We start from the raw sequence: 19306 nt of genomic DNA on the forward strand, positions 1-19306 counted from the left end.
CGATCGGATCAGCCGCGCGTGGCGGCGAGGCCCGTAGTCGATTCAAGTGCAGCCCTGGCCTCCGCGACGACGTTCTCGGCGGTGAAGCCGAACTCGGCGAAGAGGGTCTTGGCATCGGCGGAGGCGCCGAAGTGTTCGAGGGAGACGATGCGTCCTGCGTCACCTGTGAACCGGTACCACGTCAGACCGATCCCGGCCTCGATCGCGACCCGCGCTCGCACGGACGGCGGAAGGACGCTGTCGCGGTACTCGCGCGGCTGCTCCTCGAACCACTCCACGGACGGCATCGACACCACGCGCGTGGCGACCCCCTCGGCCTCCAGCCGCTCGCGTGCGGCGACGGCGAGCTGCACCTCGGAGCCGGTGGCGATGAGCACCACGTCGGGGGTGTCCTTGGAGGACTCGACGAGGACGTAACCGCCCTTGGCCGCGTCCGGGTTGGGCGCGTACGTCGGCACGCCCTGACGGGTGAGGGCCAGGCCGTGCGGGGCCGGCTTGGTGGCGTGCCGCCTGAGGATCTCGGCCCAGGCGATCGCGGTCTCGTTGGCGTCGGCGGGCCGGACGACGTTCAGGCCGGGGATGGCGCGCAGCGAGGCCAGGTGCTCGACCGGCTGGTGGGTGGGGCCGTCCTCGCCGAGACCGATGGAGTCGTGCGTCCACACGTAGGTGACGGGCAGCTGCATCAGCGCGGACATCCGGACGGCGTTGCGCATGTAGTCGGAGAACACCAGGAAGGTGCCGCCGTAGATCCGGGTGTTGCCGTGCAGCGCGATGCCGTTCATCTCCGCGGCCATGGAGAACTCGCGGATGCCGAAGTGGACCGTACGGCCGTACGGGTCGGCCTCGGGCAGCGGGTTGCCGGCTGGCAGGAAGGACGAGGTCTTGTCGATGGTCGTGTTGTTGGACCCGGCGAGGTCGGCGGAGCCGCCCCACAGCTCGGGGAGTACCGGGCCGAGCGCCTGGAGGACCTTTCCGGAGGCGGCGCGGGTGGCGACCGACCCGCCCTCCTCGAACACCGGGATCGAGGACTCCCAGCCCTCGGGGAGCTGACCGGCGACCACCCGGTCGAAGAGCTTCGCGCGCTCCGGCTGGGCGTCCCGCCACTCCTGGAGCCGCTTGTCCCAGGCCGCGTGCGCCTCGGCGCCCCGGTCCAGGGCCCGGCGGCTGTGGGCGAGGACCTCGTCGGCCACCTCGAAGGTCTGCTCCGGGTCGAAGCCGAGGACGCGCTTGGTGGCCGCGATCTCGTCCTCGCCGAGGGCGGAGCCGTGGGAGGCCTCGGTGTTCCGCGCGTTCGGCGCGGGCCAGGCGATGATCGTGCGCATCGCGATGATGGACGGCCGCCCGGCCTCGGCCTGCGCCGCCTTGAGCGCGCCGTACAGGGCCGGTACGTCGATGTCGCCGTCGGCGGAGGGCTCGACGCGCTGGGTGTGCCAGCCGTAGGCCTCGTACCGCTTCAGGACGTCCTCGGAGAAGGCGGTCGCGGTGTCGCCCTCGATGGAGATGTGGTTGTCGTCGTAGAGGAGGACGAGGTTACCCAGCCGCTGGTGGCCGGCGAGCGAGGAGGCCTCGGCGGAGACGCCCTCCTCCAGGTCGCCGTCGGAGACGATCGCCCAGATGGTGTGGTCGAAGGGGGACTCGCCCTCGGGGGCCTCGGGGTCGAACAGACCGCGCTCGTAGCGGGCGGCCATGGCCATGCCCACGGCGTTGGCGAGGCCCTGTCCGAGCGGCCCGGTGGTGGTCTCGACACCGGCCGTGTGCCCGTACTCGGGGTGACCGGGCGTCTTGGAGCCGTGCGTGCGGAACGCCTTCAGGTCCTCGAGACCGATCTCGTACCCGGCGAGGTAGAGCTGGGTGTAGAGGGTGAGCGAGGTGTGGCCCGGGGACAGGACGAACCGGTCACGGCCGGTCCACTCGGGGTCCGCCGGGTCGTGCCGCATCACCTTCTGAAAGATCGTGTACGCCGCCGGGGCCAGGGCCATCGCGGTGCCCGGATGCCCGTTCCCGACCTTCTGCACGGCGTCGGCCGCCAGCAGCCGCGCGGTGTCCACGGCACGCCGGTCGAGGTCGGTCCATTCGAAGCGGTCCGGTGTCTGCGTGCTCATCTTCAAGAAGTCCTTGGTAGGAGCGGGTATCTGCTGTGACGTGTTCAAACTTAAAAGTCGGACTATTTACGGGGGAAGGTCGCGGTGTGTCAGCCTGTGGTGAAAGTGGGACATGGAGCACTCCAGGTAGGTGGCACGAGAAGGACATGGCGGACAGAACCCCTCAAGGTGTCGGCGGCGACGCGATCACAACGTTCCCCTTCCCGGTCGAGCTGAGCGTCGGCGGTGTCGGCATGCAGGTCGGTCCGATGGGCCCGCACCGCACCTGGCATGCCGATGCCCCGCTGCACCGCGTCCACCGCATCGACTTCCATCTCGTGATGTTCTTCGACAAGGGCCCGGTCCGCCACATGATCGACTTCGCCGAGTACGAGGCGTACGCCGGCGACGTGCTGTGGATCCGCCCGGGCCAGGTCCACCGCTTCTCGCAGACCAGCGGGTACCTCGGAACGGTGCTGACCATGCAACCGGGCTTTCTGCCCCGGGCGACCGTCGAGGCGACGGGGCTGTACCGCTACGACCTGCCGCCGCTGTTGCACCCGGACGCGGGCCAACTGGCGGGGCTGGGGGCCGCGCTGGCGCAGCTGCGGCGCGAGTACAAGGACACCGCGACCCTGCCCCTCGGCGTGCACACGGCGGTGCTGCGGCACTCCCTGACGGCGTTCCTGCTCCGGCTGGCGCATCTGGCGGCCACCTCGCGGGAGGGCGTGCAGGAGGCGTCGGACACGACGTTCACCCTCTTCCGGGACGCGGTGGAACGGGACTTCGCGACCAACCACAGCGTCAGCGCGTACGCCGACGCCCTCGGCTACTCCCGCCGCACCCTCGTCCGCGCGGTGCGCGCCGCGACCGGGGAGACCCCGAAGGGGTTCATCGACAAGCGGGTCGTCCTGGAGGCCAAACGGCTCCTCGCGCACACGGACCTGCCGATCGGGCGGGTGGGCGCGGCGGTGGGCTTCCCGGACGCGGCGAACTTCTCCAAGTTCTTCCACCTGCACGCCGGGCAGACCCCGGTGGCCTTCCGGGCGGACATGCGGTGAGGGGCCCCGCCGCCGCGGAGCCCCTCACCGAAAGCCCGGGTCAGTGCCCGAAGGTGAACCAGTTCAGGTTCACGAAGTCGGCCGGCTGGCCGCTGGTGAACGTCAGATAGACATCGTGTCTGCCCGTCACCGCGCTGGTGTTGGCCGGCACCGTCCGCCAGGTCTGCCAACCGCCCGTGCCCGCGAGGGAGAAGCTCCCGACGGGCGCGTTGCCCCGGCTGTCCAGGCGTACCTCGATCAGCCCGCTCACGCCCGCCGGGGCGCCGCTCGCGACCCGGGCGACGAACTGGGTGGCCGCCGCGGAGCCGAAGTCGACGTTCTGGTAGAGCGCCCAGTCGCCGTTCGCGAGGTAGCCGATGTTCTGGCCGCCACCGGTGTCCGTGGTGGTCTCTGTGCCCACCCCGCTCTGGCTGTTGTACGACTCCGCCTGGATCGTGGAGTAAGCGTCCCGGGTCCCCGTCGGGGGCGGGGTGGTGCCGCCTCCCGTGGCCGACAGCACCTGGACGTAGTCGACGACCATGGGCACCCCGGACCGGGTACCGCTGTCCAGGCCGCCGCCGAACGCGTCCGGGAAGCCGCCGCCCATCGCCACGTTCAGGATGACGAAGAACCCGTGGCGGGTGGCGTTGGCCCAGGTCGTGGCGTCCATCTGGCTCGCGTTGACCGAGTGGAACTGCGTGCCGTCGACCATGAAGCGGATCGTCTCGGGGGACACCGAGCGGTCCCACTCCATCGTGTAGGTGTGGAAGCCCGACTGGCACGTCGAGCCGGGACACGCGGTGTAACCGCCGAGGCCCGTCGTCTCGTTGCACGGGCCGCCCGGGCTGGTGCCGCAGTGCATGGTCGCCCAGACACGGTTCATGCCCTGGACGTTCTCCATGATGTCCAGCTCGCCGACGCTCGGCCAGTTCTGGTAGTTGCCCCGGTAGGGCGCGCCCAGCATCCAGAACGCCGGCCAGTAGCCCTCGGCGGCCGTGCCCGTGACGTCGGGCATCTGGATCCGTGCCTCGACGCGCAGCTTCCCGCCGGACGGGGGCTGGAAGTCGGTGCGGTTGGTCTCGATACGGCCGGACGTCCACCTGCCCGCCGAGTCGCGCAGCGGGGTGATGCGCAGGTTGCCGTTGCCGTCGAGCGCCACGTTGCTCGTGCTCGACGTCATCGTCTCGACCTCGCCGGTGCCCCAGTTGGCGGGACCGCCCGGGTAGCCGGTGCCGGTGGCGTACTGCCAGTTGGAGGTGTTGACGCCGGTGCCCGCCGTGCCGTTGAAGTCGTCCAGGAAGACCTGGGTCCAACCCGACGGCGGTGTGGGGGCGTTGGCGCTCGCGGGCAGGGTGGCAGCCGTGGCCAGAGCGGCCGCCAGGCCCAGCGTGGAGAGCACGGCGACCAGGGCGCGCCGGCGTCTGGGTGTTCCGGAGGGTGCACTCATGGGGTGTGCCTCTCGGGTACGGGATGAGATGCGCGGGTGCCCCCAGAGCGGTTGAGAGCGCTCTCAGGGTGGGGTCAATGTGCTCCTCGGCCCTGGGATCGTCAAGAGTTGAAGCAGGTAAAGTCCGCGCGTCCCGGCCGAGTTCAGCCGGTGAAGGGCGGTATGGGGCGGGGGTGGTGGCCCGCCGTGTGCGTCGGGGGTTCTGGGTGGGGAGGGCCGTTGCCGGGAGTCCGGCGGGCGGGCTCGGGCCCTGCCTGCTCGGGTGTGCGGCCGGTGCGCGGCGCTTGGCTGTACGGCCGGTGCGCGGCACCGCGCACGTGCCCGCGCCCCCGGCGGGGTGTGACCGTGGCCCGGCACCACTCACACGCCCTCGCCTCCTCGGCTGTACGGCCGGTGCGCGGCACCGCGCACGTGCCCGCGCTCCCGGCGGGGTGTGACCGCGGCCCGGCACCGCTCGCAGGGCGGCGTCCGGCCGACGTCTACGCTTCCGCCTCACCCCCGCGGGGTGTGGCCGCTGCCCGCACCGCTGGCACCGCTGGCACGGCGGCGTCCGGCCGACGTCCGTGCTTCCGCCTCACCCTTGCGGGGTGCGACCGCCCGGCACCGCTCGCACGGCCGCGTCCGGCCGCCCCCCGTGCTCCCGCCCATCGCGGCACCCCCTCCGCCAGCCGGTGACCGCGGACGAGGGGGCCCGGGCCCGCCGGACCCCCTCCCACGTGCTGTCACACCCGCATCGGTACCTGCGGCTCCGGCGCCTCCTCCTCGCTCGGTCCGAACCGGTCGTGCGCGCGCCGCAGTGGTTTCGGGGCCCACCACGCATGCCGGCCCAGCAGTGCCATCGTCGCCGGGACGAGCAGCATGCGTACGACGGTGGCGTCGATGAGGACCGCGAGGGTGAGGCCGAGTCCGATCTGGAGGACGGGCGAGAAGCCGCCCGTCATGAAGGCGCCGAAGACCACGGCCAGCAGCAGGGCCGCGCAGGTGACGACCCGGCCGGAGCGGCGCAGTCCCGTGACCACGGCCTCCCGGTCGTCGGCGCCGCGGCGCCGGGCCTCCCGCATCCGGGCCAGGATGAACAGTTCGTAGTCCATGGCCAGCCCGAACGCGATCGCGATGATCAGCGGCGGCGCCGTCAGGCTGAGCGCGCCCAGGCCCTGTGCGCCCAGCAGACCCGCCAGATGGCCGTCCTGGAAGACCCACACCACCACGCCCAGCGCGGCCCCCAGACTGAGCAGTGTCGTCGCGATCGTGCGCAGCGGGATCAGCACCGACCCCGTGAACGCGAACAGCAGGACGAAGATGCCGGCCAGGACGGTCACGGCCGCCCAGGGTGCCCGCTCGGCGAGCATCTCGCGGAAGTCGACGAGCCGCGCCGCCGGTCCGGTGACCTCCACCGGATCGCCGCTCCGCGTCTCGCGCACCCGCTTCACGAGGTCCGTGGCCCCCTCACCGTCCACGCTGCCCGGTGGCGGCAGCTCCACGACGGTGGTGCCGCCCGGCACCTCGCGGGTCTCGGCGCGGGGAGCGAGGTTCCGGATGCGCTCGACGGTCGCCTGGTCCGTGGCCGGCTTCAGGACCACCGTCACCGGCGCCACCCCGGTGCCCGGCGGGAAGTGCGATCCGACGGTGTCGTACAACTGGCGCGCCTCGGTGTTCGACGGCAGTTGCTGGGCGTCCCCGAGATTGATCCGCATCCCGGCGACGGGCAGGGCGAGCACCAGCAGGGCCGGTGCGAGCACCGCCAGGACGGCGACCCGGTTGCGGGCCGAGAAGCGGGCCAGGCGGGCGAAGACCCGGCCCTCCTCACCCTGCGGCCGCACCTTCGCCGGCGGGATCCGCCCGCCGAACCGGGTCAGCAGCGCGGGCAGCAGGGTGAGCGCCGCCAGCATGTCGACGACCACGACGGCGGCCACCGCCAGGCCCATGCTGCGCAGGAACACGCTCGGGAAGACCAGCAGCCCGGTCAGACTGACCGCCACGGTGAGCCCGGAGAACAGCACCGTCCGCCCGGCCGCGCCGACCGTGCGGTGCACGGCCTCGGCCACGTCGTCGGTGGCGCGGCGCTCCTCGCGGAACCGGACCAGCATCAACAGGGCGTAGTCGACGGCGAGTCCGAGTCCGAGCATGGTGGTGACCTGGATCGCGTAGACGGAGATGTCCGTGACCTCGCTGAACAGGAAGAGGGCGAGGAACGCGCCCGCGATGCCGCTGACCGCGACGACCAGGGGCAGGGCGGCCGAGCGCAGCCCGCCGAACACCACCAGCAGCAGGGCGAGTACGACCGGCAGGGAGATCAACTCCGCGTTCCGCACGTCCTCCTGCGCCTTCTCGCCGATCTGGAGGCCCAGCAACGGGCCGCCGCTGACATGGACCTCCGGCGCGTCGATCCTCTTGACGCGGTCGGCGGCGTCGTTGACCGTCCGTTCCTCGGCGTCGTCGTCGAGGCCGCCCTCCAGGGCGACGGGGATGATCAGCGCCCGCCCGTCCTCGGCGAGCAGCCCGGGCGTGCCGTACGGGTCCGGCACGGCCGCGACCCCGGGGATCTCCCGGACGTCGGCGACGGCCCGGTCGACCTGCGCCCGCAGGCCGGGGTCGGACACGGCGACCCCCTCGACGACGGCCGTGACGGAGTCGCCGGCCGGGTCGACGCGGTCCAGGTACCGCGAGGCCGACTCCGACTCGGTGCCCGGTACCTCGGGCACGTTGTCCGACAGGCGGCCGAAGACACCCGCGCCGAACCCGAAGCCGAGCAGCAGGAAGACCACCCAGAGGGCGATGACGGTGAGCGGACGGCGCGTGGCCGTCCGGGCGAGTGCGGTGAGCACGGTCCCTCCCGGCGGGGTGACGGTTGACGTGCCTCACAGGCTCGTGCGGGAGGGGGCGGTGCCGGATCGCCGGGAGGAGCGGTTTCCGGGGCTCCCTCGCACGGGGGAGACGCTCGCCCGGCTCACTCCTCGGAGGGAGGAATGAACCGCCCCGGAACGGGAGTTGATCACACCAGTACCCACGACCCCGAGGAGCCGACATGTCCGACGCGCCCGCCGTCCGCGAACTCCGTCTCGTCGTCACGGCCGAGGACTACGAGGAGGCTCTGCGCTTCTACCGCGACGTCCTCGGCCTGCCCGAACGCGCCGCGTTCTCCTCGCCCGACGGCCGGGTCACCATCCTGGAGGCGGGCCGGGCCACACTGGAGATCACCGACCCCCACCACGCCGCGTTCATCGACGAGGTCGAGGTCGGACACCGGGTGGCGGGGCCGATCCGGGTCGCCTTCGAGGTCGACGACTCCACCGCCGTCACCGCGAAACTGGCGCGGGCCGGCGCCCGGGTGGTCGCCGAGCCCACCCGCACCCCCTGGAACTCCCTCAACTCCCGCCTGGAGGCACCGGGCGCGCTCCAGCTGACCCTCTTCGAGGAACTCGGGGACTAACCCGGCGTCACCAGGCCCGTCTCGTACGCGACGATCACCGCCTGCACCCGGTCCCTGAGCCCCAACTTGCCCAGCACATTGCTGACATGAGTCTTCACGGTGTGCTCGCTGACGAAGAGGGTCGTCGCGATCTCGGCGTTGGACAAGCCGCGCGCGAGCATCCGCAGCGTCTCCACCTCGCGCGCGGTCAGGACGTCGAGACACTGCGGGGTGGCCTCCGCGGCGGCCTCCTCCCGGCGCCGGCGCACGAGGTCCGCGACCAGCCGCCGGGTCACCGTGGGCGCGAGCAGCGACTCGCCGGCCGCGACCACCCGCACGGCGTGCACCAGGTCGTCCCGGCGCACGTCCTTGAGCAGGAAGCCGCTGGCGCCCGCGTACAGCGCCTCGTAGACGTACTCGTCGAGGTCGAACGTGGTCAGCATGACGACCTTGCACGCGGACTGCGCACACACCCGGCGGGCCGCCTCCAGGCCGTCCATCACGGGCATGCGGATGTCGAGGAGCAGCACGTCGGGTGTGTGCCGCCGCACCGCCGCGACCGCCTCCGCGCCGTCGCCCGCCTCGGCGACGACCTCGATGTCCGCCTGCGCCTCCAGGATCATGCTGAAGCCGCTGCGGACCAGCTCCTGGTCGTCGGCGACGACCACCCGGATGCTCACCCCCGCGCCGCCTGCCGCTCCGCCACCGGAAGGCGTACGACGACCCGGAAACCGCCCCCCGGCCCACGCCCGGTGCGGGCGTCACCGCCGCAGGCCGCGGCCCGCTCCCGGATGCCGATGAGTCCGTGCCCGCCGCCCGGGACCGAGGGACCCCGCCCGTCGTCCGTCACCGTCACCGTCAACGCCTCCTCGGTCCAGTCGAGTTCGACGGTCGCGCAGGAAGCGTACGCGTGCTTGACGGTGTTGGTGAGGGCCTCCTGGACCACCCGGTAGGCCGCGACGTCGGTGTCCGGCGGCAGCGGCCGGGTTTCGCCCCCGGCCTGCAACTCGACGCGCAGCCCCGCCGATTCGGCGACCTGCCGCACGAGGGCGGGCAGCGCCCCGACCCCCGGTTGTGGCGAAGTGCCGCTGCGCTGCTCCTCCTTGAGGACGCCGAGGATGCGCCGCAGCTGTGCCATGGCGTCCCGGCCCGCCGCCGCGATCGCGTCGAACGCGGCCTCCGCACGCGCCGGATCGCTGCGCACCACCACCGGGCCCGCCTCGGCCTGCACCACCATCAGGCTCACCGCGTGCGCGAGGATGTCGTGCATGTCCCGGGCGATCCGGGCCCGTTCCTGCGCCGTCGCCCGCGCGGTGTCCGCGACTCGCTCCCGCTCCAGGCGCCGGGCCCGGTCCTCCAGTTCGGCGGTGTAGGCGCGCTGCACCCGGGCGAGCACGCCGAGGGCGTAGGCGCACGCGACACTCAGCAACTGGAAGGCGTACTCGAAGGGTTGGGTGTTGTCGTCGTGCAGCATGGTGAGCGCGACCCCGGCCATCCAGCCCACCAGCATGAACCGCCGCTGCCAGGTCCTGCCGCGGGCCGCCAGCGTGTAGAGGACGACGATGCCGCCGTACATCACGTCCGGCGGCGGGGCGTGGTAGAGGGCCTGGGCGGGCGTGGTCACCGACACCGCGCACGCCGTCATGAAGGGGGCCCGGCCGCGCCACACCAGCGGCAGAGCCGTGCCGGCGGCGAGCAGCCAGCCCACGGACGTGAGCGGATCGTCCCCCTCGTCGGGGAAGAGCCACTGGAGCGAGGCGGCGAACAGCACGAGCGCGGCGAGGCCCGCGTCGACGGCGTACGGGTTCGTCGAACGGAGTCGGGCGGCGACCGGCGCGAACCAGAACTGGGCGGACATGGCGGCTCCTCGGGGCAAGGGCCGTACCAGTATCACGACGGGGGAGGGGCCCGGCCTCGCCGGTGCGAGGGATATCCGGGACGACGGCGGTCACCCCCCACTGCCCAGCGCAGCGCCCAGCGTCACCCGTCCACCGACGGCCGCCACCCCAGTGCCCGCGATATCCCCCGGGCCGCCACCCGCACCGCCGGGACCAGCACCGGCACCTGGGCGTCGGCGTGGGGCACCACGATCGAGGCGGCGGCCCGCACCACCCCGCCCGTGCCGCGCACGGGGGCCGCCACCGAGAGCGCGTCGTCGGTGACCTGGCGGTCGCTGACGGCCACCCCCGTGCGCCGGACGTCGGCCAGCACGCGGCGCAGGCGGGCCGGGTCGGTGAGGGTGTACGGGGTGAAGGCGGTCAACGGGCCCGCGCAGTACCGCTCCTGGAACTCCGGGGTCTCGTGGGCGAGCAGCGCGAGGCCGACGCCGGTGGCGTGCAGGGGCCAGCGGGCGCCGACGCGGATGTGCACGCCGACCGACGAACGCCCCGAGAGCCACTCGATGTAGACCACGTCGGTGCCGTCGCGCACGGCCAACTGCACGTTCTCGTGGGTGGCTTCGTACAGGTCCTCCAGGTACGGCAGGGCGATCTGCCGCAGTGCGAGGCCGCGTGGGGCGAGGGCGGCGACCTCCCACAGCCGCAACCCGACGTGGTACACGCCCGACTCGTCCCGCTCCAGGGCGCCCCAGTCGGTCAGGGCGCCCACGAGCCGGTGCGCGGTGGTCAGGGTCAGCCCGGCCCGCCGGCTGATGTCCGACAGGCTCAGGGCCGGGTGTTCGAGGTCGAACGCGGCGAGCACGGACAGCAGTCGGTCCGGCGCGGTGGGGGTGCCCCCGCGCGAGCGGAGGCGGGAGGGGGGAAGGACGGTCATGGCCGCGCGTCCTTCGGGTGGGCGAGGTCGTAGGGGCGGGGATAGGGCGCGGGCCGGTAGCGCACGTACCGCGGTTCGCTCGACGGATCCGCTTGTGCGGAGCGGGAGTTGAGAGCGGCGGGCGAGGCGTCCCAGCGGCCGGTGTCCAGGCGGTGCTCCAGGGTGTGCAGGGCGCCGATCATCTCACCGGTGGTGAAGGTGCAGTGGCCGGGGCCGTCGACGTAGGCCTGGCTCAGGAGCCTGCCGGAGCCCGCCGCCGTGGCGGCCCGCTGGTAGGCGCTCTCGGCCTGGACGGGGATCAGCGCGTCGCCGGTGGTGTGGATGTCGAGCTGGGGGTCGGTCAGGCGGCCCGAGAGCGCGCTGGTCCGCCGCATCCACCGTACGGCGGAGGGGTCGGCAGAGATCCGCGGAGCCCTGTCGAGGGTCCCCAGGTCGGCGCGCAGGGAGAGCCCGGCGTCCTTGTAGAGCTCCGTCACCTCCTTGTACAGCGGGGAGCGGGCGAGCATCGCCCGGTAGTCGACGCCGGTGTTCCAGGACATGCTGCCGCCGGCGCGGCTCTCGGCCTCCTGCCGCCAGCTGAAGGCGGGCTGCTGCAACAGGCCCCTGATCGCCGCGTACTGGTTGGCCTGCTGGGCGTCCCAGTTGGTGGGGGCGGGCTCGGTCTGGGCGGGGTCGTTGTGGCCGGGGATGTCGTGCAGGGCGGCGGCGAGCGCGATGCGGGCCCGGCCCTCCGGGGTCCGCTGGGCCTCGGCGGCCTTCGCCGTGAGGGCGTTCGCGGCCGTGACCGCGGCCGACTGGTCGGCGAAACCGGTGAGGGGGATGTCCGCGTCCGGGGCGAGCAGGGTCTTGAGCGCGAACACCGGGTCCAGCGTGCTGTTCCAGTTCGCGACACCGCCCTGCACCAGTCCGCACATGGACAGCGAACCGTCGAGGCGGTCGGCGTGCCGCTCGGCGAGCGCGGTGGTGACGAAGCCGCCGTAGGAGGTCCCCCAGGCGATCGTCCGCTCGGCCGCGCCGAACGTCGCGGTGAACAGGTCCAGCGTGGCCAGTTGGTCCGGCACGGCGTCGGTGATCGCCCAGCCGTTCGTCGCGTACGAGGAGCCGATGAGCGCGTAGCCCTCGTCGAGGAGGTCGGTCGAGGTGGCCGGACCGGGTGCGTTCTGCGCGGTGACGGGGGCCGCCGCCGGTCGGTAGCCGTGGCTGTACAGCAGTACGGTGCCGTTCCAGTCGGCGGGCACGTCCATCACGTACGTGGCGCCCGAGGGGAGTCGGCCCTCCAGGTGGCTGTCCGTGGCGGTGTCGGCCTGGGCGGGGAGGGCGGTGGCCGCGCACAGGGTGGCGGCCAGCAGGGTGAGCGCGGTGGGGGTTCTCGACACGGGGTCCCTTCCGATGCGGGGGCGGGGGCGCGGGACCCGAGTGAAGCTAGGCAAGATGGATGCCGCCGTCAATCACTTGCACAACATCAGCTGAGTCCGTCCTCCGCGATCCGCAGCAGCAGCCCGTGCAGCACCTGCCGCTCGGCCTCGTCCAGCGGGCCCAGGAGATCGTTGGTCACCCGCAGGCCCGCCTCGTCGGTGTCGCGCAGGAAGGCACGGCCGTGCTCGGTCAGCACGACGATCCGGCTGCGGCGGTCGTCGGGGGAGGGGCGGCGCTCGGCGAAGCCCAGCTTCTCCAGGTCGTCCACCAGGCCGACGATCGCGCTCGGGTCGTAGCCGAGCCGGTTGCTCAACTCGCGTTGGAGCGCGCCCTCGCAGCCCGCCAGGAAGCGCAGCATCGCGTAGTGGCGCAGGCGCAGCCCCGACGCCTGGAGGAACGTGTTGAACAGCTGGCCCGAGCGCAGGCCCAGCCGGTACAGCAGATAGCCCGTGTCGGCGTGCAGCCCACGCATCCACGGCTCGTCCGCGTCGATCGGGTTGGGGTCGGTGACGTGCTGGCGTGTGATGGCGGGCTCCCTGGGTCGGACGGTCGTGCAGATTCCAGCATGACGCACCCGAAGGTCGCCAACAACTATTGACGTCAACAATTATTGCTCTTAGCTTCGGTCTCGGCAGCGGCGCTCTGAGCGGCGCCCGCATCAGCTCGTGAACCCGCATCAGCTCGTGAAGGGACCTCCCCGTGCCCAGCATCGATCTCTCCGGCAAGGTCGCCGTCGTCACCGGCAGCGGCCGGGGCCTCGGCCTGGCCTATGCGCACGCCCTCGCCGCCCACGGCGCGTCCGTGGTCGCCAACGACGTCGACGAGGCGGTGGCCGAGGCGGCCGTGAAGTCCATCGCCGAGGCGGGCGGCACGGCGGTCGCCGAGGTCGTCGCCGTCGGCACCACCGAGGCCGCCGAGCGGCTCGTGAACCGGGCCGTCGCGGAGTTCGGGCGGATCGACGTGCTGGTCACCAACGCGGGCATCCTGCGCGACAAGGTGCTGTGGAAGATGACCGACGACGACTTCGACGCGGTGATCACCACCCACCTCAAGGGCACCTTCACCTGCGCCCGCGCCGCCGCCGTCCGGATGCGCGAGCAGGGTGAGGGCGGCTCCCTGATCCTGGTCGGCTCCCCGGCCGGACAGCGCGGCAACTTCGGCCAGACCAACTACGCCGCCGCCAAGGCCGGCATCGCCGCCTTCGCCCGCACCTGGGCCATGGAACTGGGCCGCGCCGGCATCACCGTCAACGCGATCGTCCCGGTCGCCGCGACCGCGATGACCGAGACCATCCCCGCCTTCGCCCCGTACATCGACGCCATGAAGAACGGTGCGCCGCTCCCGGACTTCCTCCGCAAGGGCGAGGGCTTCGGCACCCCCGAGGACTGCGCGGCCCTCGTCCCCTTCCTCGCCTCCGAGGCAGCGCGGAACATCACGGGTCAGGCCATCGGCATCGGCGGCGACAAGGTGGCACTCTGGTCGCACCCGCAGGAGATCCGCGCGGCCTACGCCGACGGCGGCTGGACCCCCGACACGCTCGCCGACGCCTTCCCCACCTCGGTCGGCGCCGAACTCCAGTCCGTCGGCATCCCGGCGCCGAAGCTTCCGGAGGCGTGATGGACCTGAACGACCTCGTCGCCATCGACGTGCACACCCACGCGGAGGTCTCCTCCCAGGGCCACTCCTCCCTGGACGACGACCTGCACGACGCCTCCTCCGCCTACTTCAAGGTCGAGGGCAAGCGGAAGCCGACGATCGAGGAGACGGCCGCCTACTACCGCGAGCGGAGGATGGCCGCCGTGATCTTCACGGTCGACGCCGAGTCCGCGACCGGCACCGCGCCCGTCCCCAACGAGGAGGTCGCCGAGGCCGCGGCCGCCAACGCCGACGTCCTCATCCCCTTCGCCTCCATCGACCCCTTCCGGGGGAAGGCGGGCGTCCGGCAGGCCCGCCGCCTGGTCGAGGAGTACGGGGTGAAGGGCTTCAAGTTCCACCCCAGCATCCAGGGCTTCTTCCCCGACGACCGCGCGGTGGCGTACGACCTGTACGAGGTGATCGAGGAGACGGGCACGATCGCCCTCTTCCACACCGGCCAGACCGGCATCGGCGCCGGCGTCCCTGGCGGCGGCGGGATCAGGCTCAAGTACTCCAACCCCCTCCACGTCGACGACGTGGCGGCCGACTTCCCGCACCTGAAGATCATCCTGGCGCACCCGTCCTTCCCCTGGCAGGACGAGGCCCTCGCCGTCGCCACCCACAAGCCGGGCGTGCACATCGACCTGTCCGGCTGGTCGCCGAAGTACTTCCCGCCGCAGCTGGTGCAGTACGCCAACACCCTGCTCAAGGACAAGGTCCTCTTCGGCTCCGACTTCCCCGTCCTCACCCCCGACCGCTGGCTCGCCGACTTCGAGAAGCTGTCGATCAAGGACGAGGTCAAGCCGAAGATCCTCAAGGAGAACGCCGCCCGTCTGCTCGGGCTGACGACACCGTAAGGGGCCCCGCATGCGCAACGAGGGACTGGGGTCATGGCCCGCACGTCGGGCCCGCAAGACCCCGCACCGCACGGCCCTGATCCACGGCGAGCAGTCGACCGACTACCGCACCCTGCACGCGCGCACCACGCGCCTGGCGCACGCCCTGCGCGCCAGGGGCGTGCGCCGCGGCGACCGGATCGCCTACCTCGGCCCCAACCACCCCTCCTACCTGGAGACCCTGTTCGCCGCCGGCACCCTCGGCGCGGTCTTCGTCCCGCTCAACACCCGCCTGGCGGGCCCCGAGATCGCCTACCAGCTCACCGACTCCGGAGCCAAGGCCCTCGTCCACGGCCCCTCGCACACGGGCCTGGTCGCCGGGCTGCCGGGCAGCACCGACGTACGGATCTACGTCGAGGTCGGCGCCGCGTACGAGGACGTCCTGGCGTCGGCCGCCACCGAGGCCATCGACGAGCCGGTCGCCCCCGACGACACCTGCGTCATCATGTACACCTCGGGCACGACCGGCCGCCCCAAGGGCGCCATGCTCACCCACGGCAACCTCACCTGGAACGCGGTCAACGTCCTCGTCGACACCGACCTGATCGCCGACGAACGCGCCCTGGTCTCCGCCCCGTTGTTCCACACGGCCGGGCTGAACATGCTGACCCTGCCGGTGCTGCTCAAGGGCGGCGCCTGCGTCCTGGTCGAGGCCTTCGACCCGGCGGCCACCCTCGACCTGATCGAACGGCACCGCATCACCTTCATGTTCGGGGTGCCGACCATGTTCGAGCAGGTGGCCCGGCACCCCCGCTGGGCCGACGCCGACCTGTCCAGCCTGCGGATCCTCACCTGCGGCGGCTCCCCGGTCCCGACCCCGCTGATCGCCGCGTACCAGGAGCGCGGCCTGACCTTCCTCCAGGGCTACGGCATGACGGAGGCGAGCCCGGGGACGCTGTTCCTCGACGCCGAGCACGCCCTCGACAAGGCGGGCTCGGCGGGCGTGCCGCACTTCTTCAGCGACGTACGGGTCGTCCGGCCCGACCTCACCCCCGCCGACGTCGGCGAGACCGGCGAGGTGCACGTCCGAGGACCGCATGTCATGCCCGGCTACTGGGGGCTCCCCGAGGAGAGCGCCGCCTGCTTCGCGGACGGCTGGTTCCGCAGTGGGGACGCCGCCCGGGTCGACGACGACGGTTACGTGTACATCGTCGACCGCATCAAGGACATGATCATCTCGGGCGGGGAGAACGTCTATCCCGCCGAGATCGAGGATCTGCTCCTCTCACACCCGGACATCGTCGAGTGCGCGGTCATCGGCGTGCCGGACGACACGTGGGGCGAGGTGCCGCGCGCGGTCGTCGTGCCCCGCGAGGGCGCCTCGCTCGACACCGACGAGGTCCTGGCCTCCCTCTCCGGCCGCCTCGCCAAGTACAAGATCCCGAAGTCGGTCGTGCTCGCGGACGAGTTGCCGCGCACCGCCTCCGGCAAGCTCCTCAAGTCCCGTGTCCGTACCCGCTACGGCAACAGCGAAGGAACCTCATGAGCATCACCGTGAACGGCATCGACGAACTCAAGAAGCTGGCGGGCAGCGACCTCGGCACCAGCGAGTGGATCGAGGTCACGCAGGAGCGCGTCAACACCTTCGCCGACGCCACCGGCGACCACCAGTGGATCCACGTCGACCCCGCGAGGGCCGCCGAGGGACCGTTCGGGGCACCCATCGCCCACGGCTATCTCACCCTCGCCCTCTTCATCCCCCTGTTCACCGAGCTCCTCGACGTCCAGGGGGTGACGACGAAGGTCAACTACGGCCTGAACAAGGTGCGCTTCCCCGCCCCCGTCAAGGTCGGCTCGCGCATCCGGCTGCTCGGCAGGCTGACCGAGGTCGAGGACGTGCCGGGCGGGGTGCAGATCACGGTCGACGGCACGATCGAGATCGAGGGCGGGGCCAAGCCGGGAGCGGTGTTGCAGAGTCTGTCCCGCTTCTACGCCTGAGCGTCGGGGACGAGATCGAGAAGGCGTTCCGCGGAGGCCGTCGCGAGCGGGGTGAGCCGCTCGTGGACCGCCCGGAACGTCTTCTCCGCCTGCTCGGCCGGCCAGTCGTCCGGCAGATGCTTGACCGGGAGCCGCGGATCGCGGCGGATCACCCGCAGCCACTCCGCCTGCAACAGCAACCGCCGGGCCAGCGCCTCGTCCGCCTCCGGGTCCCGGGCCTCCCACGGCTGCCAGCGTCGTACGAACTGCTCGTAGCGCTCGGCCAGTTCGGCCAGTTCCCAGGTCTCCTCGATCATCGCGCCGATGTCCATGCCGGTGTCCGCGTGTGCGCGGAAGACCTTCACATGCGCCGACAGCCCCAGCTCACCGACGAGTTCGGCCACGTCGACCTCGCCGGGCGCGATCCACAGACCGCTGAACAGCGGGCCGAAGCCGCTCCAGGTGAGCTTGGAGCGCAGGTCGTGGCGCTGGCGCTGCCAGGACTCGGGCAGGGAGAAGCCGAGCAGGGTCCAGGTGCCGTCCCACTGCCGGTTGACGGCGCCGGTCTGCCAGATGCGCCGCTCGCCGTCGCGCAGGACGGCCGTCGAGTGCTCGGTCAGCCCGAAGTACATCCGCCGGCCCTCGCGCTGGCGGCGCAGCAGACCGCGGTTCACCATCCGGGTCAGCGTGGAGCGGGTCGCCTGCTCGCCGACGCCGACGCGGGCGAAGACGTCGATGACGCTGCCCGAGTACACGCAGACGTCCCGCCCGAGCACCTGATCGCCCAGGAACGTCAGCATGAGGGACTGCGGCCGCAGCGACTCTTCCGTGGTCACGCGGCCACCGTACCTCGCCCCGATCAGCCGGTGACCTGCCGGTACGAGGACCCGCCCGTGACGACCGCGCACGCGCCCGAGCGGATCACCACGCGGCGCTCCCCGGGTCCTGGCCCAGGCTCTCGGTCTGGCGGGAGCCGTCCGCCTGGCCGGTGGGACCCTGCCCGCTACGCCCCCGTCACCGGGCGCCTGCCACGTCGACGAACACCGGGTTGGAGTAGAACCAGGTGTCCGCCCACGGGTCACCGTCGCCGGGTTCGTGCGGGAGCGGCCCGTTCGGGTCGACCGAGGCGCCGAGGAGGCCCGCGCCGTGACGGTTGCCGTCGCTGCCGCGCAGCCGGACGTAGAAGGACTCGTCGCCGACGGTCAGCGGGATGCGCAGGGTGTACGTCCCCTTGCGGCCCGACACGTCCCGCGACTGGACGACCCGGGTGTCCGGGGCCCGCCAGGAGTCCCGGTCGGTCACCGGGCCGCGCACGGCGCCCCGGATCACGTCGACGTGGGCCAGCTCGGGCAGGATGCCCTCCGGGTTCGGGCGGGAGGCGGTCGTGACGGTGACGTACAGGCTGATCCGCTCGCCCGCACGGACCCGTAGCCGGCCGCCCAGCGTGACGCCCCGTCCGGCGTCGCGGTCCCGCTTGACCCGTACGTCGAGCCCGTCCAGCAGATGGCCGTGGTCCAGCCAGACGCGGCCCGCGCGCAGGCCCGCCATGACCGCGCGGTAGCCGTAGCGGGTGACGCCGACGTGGGTGCGGCTGAACTGGCCGGGCCAGAAGTCGCTGCCCGGCTGCGGGGTGTCGGTGTTGACCGGGTCGGGGAGCTTGCCGGTGGTGTCGAAGTTCTGGCCGGCCGGCCAGCCGCCGTTCCTCCAGGTGTCGAAGACGGTCCGGTGGTTGTCAGAGTTGGTGGTGATCGAGAACAGCCTGCCCTCGGCCAGCATCGAGTCCCACAGTCCGCCGACGGTGGCCGTGGCCCAGTCGAACCCGCCGTAGGTGAGGTAGGCGTCCGCCGGATAGCCGGGCCAGGACTGCGCGGACGGCTTGTTCTCGTACTCGCCGCGGATCGAGGCCGCACCGCGCAGGCCGGGGATGGCGGCGCCCTGCGCGCCGGGTGCGCCCTCCATCCCGATCATGATCTCGGGGGCCGCGTCGCGCCAGGCGCGCATCTCGTGCGGGGAGTCGATGCCGAGGCGCAGCGGGTGGTTGGCGAGCACGAGGACGTCGTCGACGTACCCGGAACGGCGTTGTTCCGCCAGCCACTTGATCGCCCTGACGGCATGCGCCTCGTTGCGGGCCGTGTCGGCCGCGCCGGCCGAGCCCTCGGTGTAGCCCAGCAGCTTGCCGTCGTAGGCCAGCTCGAACCGGGTGAGCAGGTCCACCTCGTGGGGGCCGGGTGCCGCGAACACCGTGCCGTGCTCGGCGGCCGGGATGTACCACTCCAGCCCCTGGAAGATCAGCTGACGCGGGTTCTCCGCACGGGCCTTGAGGATCTCCCGGTGCTCCAGCCTCGCACCGTGGGCGGCGTGCCCGAAGTTGGCGTGCTCGTTGAACACCATCCAGTCCAGGCCGTACCGGGCGGCGGCCCTCGCCTGCTGGGAGAACGTGTACTTGGCGTCGTGGCTGTAGACGGAGTGGACATGGTGGTCGCCCACGAGGTACGCCAGGTGCGGGTCGTCGCCGCCGGGGTGCTGCGGGGAGGCGGTGGCGGGTACGGCGGCCGGGCCGAGGGCGAAGGCGGCGCCGAACAGGCCCGCGCGGCGCAGGAGTCCACGCCGGGACAGGCCCTGGGGGTCGAGCGCCGAGGGGGAGACGGACGGGTCGGCCCAGTCGGGCAGTTGCTGCTCGGGCATGGTGATCC

16 protein-coding genes are annotated in these 19306 nt (G+C 72.4%); 6 read left to right on the forward strand and 10 right to left on the reverse strand.

The annotated features are described in order from the left end of the window. Window positions 1-8 precede the first annotated feature (8 nt). Complete coding sequence (gene tkt, locus ACH41F_RS10740) at window positions 9-2102, reverse strand: transketolase (protein ID WP_398834366.1); 2094 nt, start codon at window positions 2100-2102, stop codon at window positions 9-11. A gap of 146 nt (window positions 2103-2248) precedes the next feature. Here tkt and ACH41F_RS10745 point away from each other — a divergent pair, with 146 nt between their 5' ends. Further along, the gene (locus ACH41F_RS10745) at window positions 2249-3142 is read left to right on the forward strand and encodes a helix-turn-helix domain-containing protein (protein WP_391235461.1); all 894 of its coding nucleotides are present in this window, start codon (window positions 2249-2251) and stop codon (window positions 3140-3142) included. A gap of 40 nt (window positions 3143-3182) precedes the next feature. Here the strand turns inward: ACH41F_RS10745 and ACH41F_RS10750 are convergent, their stop codons facing one another. Further along, window positions 3183-4568 (reverse strand): glycoside hydrolase family 16 protein, encoded by a 1386-nt coding sequence (locus ACH41F_RS10750; RefSeq protein ID WP_398834368.1) that lies wholly within the window; start codon window positions 4566-4568, stop codon window positions 3183-3185. 722 nt (window positions 4569-5290) lie between these two features. Next, window positions 5291-7393, reverse strand: coding sequence for an MMPL family transporter (locus ACH41F_RS10755; RefSeq protein WP_398834370.1), 2103 nt, complete (start codon window positions 7391-7393; stop codon window positions 5291-5293). A 200-nt stretch (window positions 7394-7593) separates the two neighbouring features. Here ACH41F_RS10755 and ACH41F_RS10760 point away from each other — a divergent pair, with 200 nt between their 5' ends. Next, window positions 7594-7998, forward strand: coding sequence for a VOC family protein (locus tag ACH41F_RS10760; RefSeq protein ID WP_391235451.1), 405 nt, complete (start codon window positions 7594-7596; stop codon window positions 7996-7998). On the opposite strand, the gene ACH41F_RS10765 is transcribed toward ACH41F_RS10760, so the two are convergent. The 5 genes from ACH41F_RS10765 to ACH41F_RS10785 form a co-directional block, all read right to left on the reverse strand. Continuing rightward, window positions 7995-8657, reverse strand: a complete 663-nt coding sequence (locus ACH41F_RS10765; protein ID WP_391235448.1) for a response regulator — start codon at window positions 8655-8657, stop codon at window positions 7995-7997. The genes ACH41F_RS10760 and ACH41F_RS10765 overlap by 4 nt on opposite strands. After that, entirely contained in the window at window positions 8654-9835 is a 1182-nt protein-coding gene (locus ACH41F_RS10770; protein ID WP_398834373.1) for a sensor histidine kinase, read from the reverse strand. Before ACH41F_RS10770 ends, ACH41F_RS10765 begins: the two co-directional genes overlap by 4 nt. Before the next feature lie 122 nt (window positions 9836-9957). After that, window positions 9958-10749: an IclR family transcriptional regulator C-terminal domain-containing protein gene (locus tag ACH41F_RS10775; RefSeq protein WP_391235442.1), complete on the reverse strand. Its 792-nt coding sequence runs from the start codon at window positions 10747-10749 to the stop codon at window positions 9958-9960. Continuing rightward, window positions 10746-12125: an alpha/beta hydrolase family protein gene (locus ACH41F_RS10780; protein WP_398834375.1), complete on the reverse strand. Its 1380-nt coding sequence runs from the start codon at window positions 12123-12125 to the stop codon at window positions 10746-10748. Before ACH41F_RS10780 ends, ACH41F_RS10775 begins: the two co-directional genes overlap by 4 nt. An 86-nt stretch (window positions 12126-12211) precedes the next feature. Continuing rightward, window positions 12212-12637: a MarR family transcriptional regulator gene (locus ACH41F_RS10785; RefSeq protein WP_391235436.1), complete on the reverse strand. Its 426-nt coding sequence runs from the start codon at window positions 12635-12637 to the stop codon at window positions 12212-12214. A gap of 227 nt (window positions 12638-12864) precedes the next feature. On the opposite strand from ACH41F_RS10785, the gene ACH41F_RS10790 reads away from it, so the two are divergent. The 4 genes from ACH41F_RS10790 to ACH41F_RS10805 are packed head-to-tail and all read left to right on the forward strand — an operon-like array spanning window position 12865 to window position 16634. Continuing rightward, on the forward strand, window positions 12865-13782 hold the full coding sequence (locus ACH41F_RS10790; protein WP_398834377.1) for an SDR family oxidoreductase: 918 nt from the start codon (window positions 12865-12867) through the stop codon (window positions 13780-13782). Next, complete coding sequence (locus ACH41F_RS10795; RefSeq protein ID WP_391235430.1) at window positions 13782-14657, forward strand: amidohydrolase family protein; 876 nt, start codon at window positions 13782-13784, stop codon at window positions 14655-14657. Before ACH41F_RS10790 ends, ACH41F_RS10795 begins: the two co-directional genes overlap by 1 nt. A 10-nt stretch (window positions 14658-14667) precedes the next feature. Next, the gene (locus ACH41F_RS10800) at window positions 14668-16182 is read left to right on the forward strand and encodes a long-chain-fatty-acid--CoA ligase (RefSeq protein WP_391235427.1); all 1515 of its coding nucleotides are present in this window, start codon (window positions 14668-14670) and stop codon (window positions 16180-16182) included. Continuing rightward, on the forward strand, window positions 16179-16634 hold the full coding sequence (locus tag ACH41F_RS10805) for a MaoC/PaaZ C-terminal domain-containing protein (protein ID WP_391235424.1): 456 nt from the start codon (window positions 16179-16181) through the stop codon (window positions 16632-16634). The genes ACH41F_RS10800 and ACH41F_RS10805 overlap by 4 nt, the downstream gene beginning before the upstream one ends. Here ACH41F_RS10805 and ACH41F_RS10810 read toward each other — a convergent pair. Beyond that, window positions 16625-17449 carry a PaaX family transcriptional regulator C-terminal domain-containing protein gene (locus tag ACH41F_RS10810; protein WP_391235421.1) on the reverse strand — a complete coding sequence of 275 codons (825 nt, stop codon included), beginning with the start codon at window positions 17447-17449 and terminating at the stop codon, window positions 16625-16627. The two genes, ACH41F_RS10805 and ACH41F_RS10810, sit on opposite strands and share 10 nt — an antisense overlap. Window positions 17450-17627: 178 nt before the next feature. Beyond that, the gene (locus tag ACH41F_RS10815; protein ID WP_398834381.1) at window positions 17628-19298 is read right to left on the reverse strand and encodes a histidinol-phosphatase; all 1671 of its coding nucleotides are present in this window, start codon (window positions 19296-19298) and stop codon (window positions 17628-17630) included. Between the last annotated feature and the right edge of the window lie 8 nt (window positions 19299-19306).

Origin of the sequence: Streptomyces sp. NPDC020489, from assembly GCF_044386545.1 — a bacterium.
Lineage (GTDB): Bacteria > Actinomycetota > Actinomycetes > Streptomycetales > Streptomycetaceae > Streptomyces.

Excerpts from the sequence above, each read along its gene's own strand:
- tkt (WP_398834366.1), bottom strand. The coding sequence starts at position 2,102 with ATGAGCACGCAGACACCGGACCGCTTCGAATGGACCGACCTCGACCGG.
- ACH41F_RS10745 (WP_391235461.1), top strand. The coding sequence starts at position 2,249 with ATGGCGGACAGAACCCCTCAAGGTGTCGGCGGCGACGCGATCACAACG.
- ACH41F_RS10750 (WP_398834368.1), bottom strand. The coding sequence starts at position 4,568 with ATGAGTGCACCCTCCGGAACACCCAGACGCCGGCGCGCCCTGGTCGCC.
- ACH41F_RS10760 (WP_391235451.1), top strand. The coding sequence starts at position 7,594 with ATGTCCGACGCGCCCGCCGTCCGCGAACTCCGTCTCGTCGTCACGGCC.
- ACH41F_RS10770 (WP_398834373.1), bottom strand. The coding sequence starts at position 9,835 with ATGTCCGCCCAGTTCTGGTTCGCGCCGGTCGCCGCCCGACTCCGTTCG.
- ACH41F_RS10775 (WP_391235442.1), bottom strand. The coding sequence starts at position 10,749 with ATGACCGTCCTTCCCCCCTCCCGCCTCCGCTCGCGCGGGGGCACCCCC.
- ACH41F_RS10785 (WP_391235436.1), bottom strand. The coding sequence starts at position 12,637 with ATGCGTGGGCTGCACGCCGACACGGGCTATCTGCTGTACCGGCTGGGC.
- ACH41F_RS10795 (WP_391235430.1), top strand. The coding sequence starts at position 13,782 with ATGGACCTGAACGACCTCGTCGCCATCGACGTGCACACCCACGCGGAG.
- ACH41F_RS10800 (WP_391235427.1), top strand. The coding sequence starts at position 14,668 with ATGCGCAACGAGGGACTGGGGTCATGGCCCGCACGTCGGGCCCGCAAG.
- ACH41F_RS10805 (WP_391235424.1), top strand. The coding sequence starts at position 16,179 with ATGAGCATCACCGTGAACGGCATCGACGAACTCAAGAAGCTGGCGGGC.
- ACH41F_RS10815 (WP_398834381.1), bottom strand. The coding sequence starts at position 19,298 with ATGCCCGAGCAGCAACTGCCCGACTGGGCCGACCCGTCCGTCTCCCCC.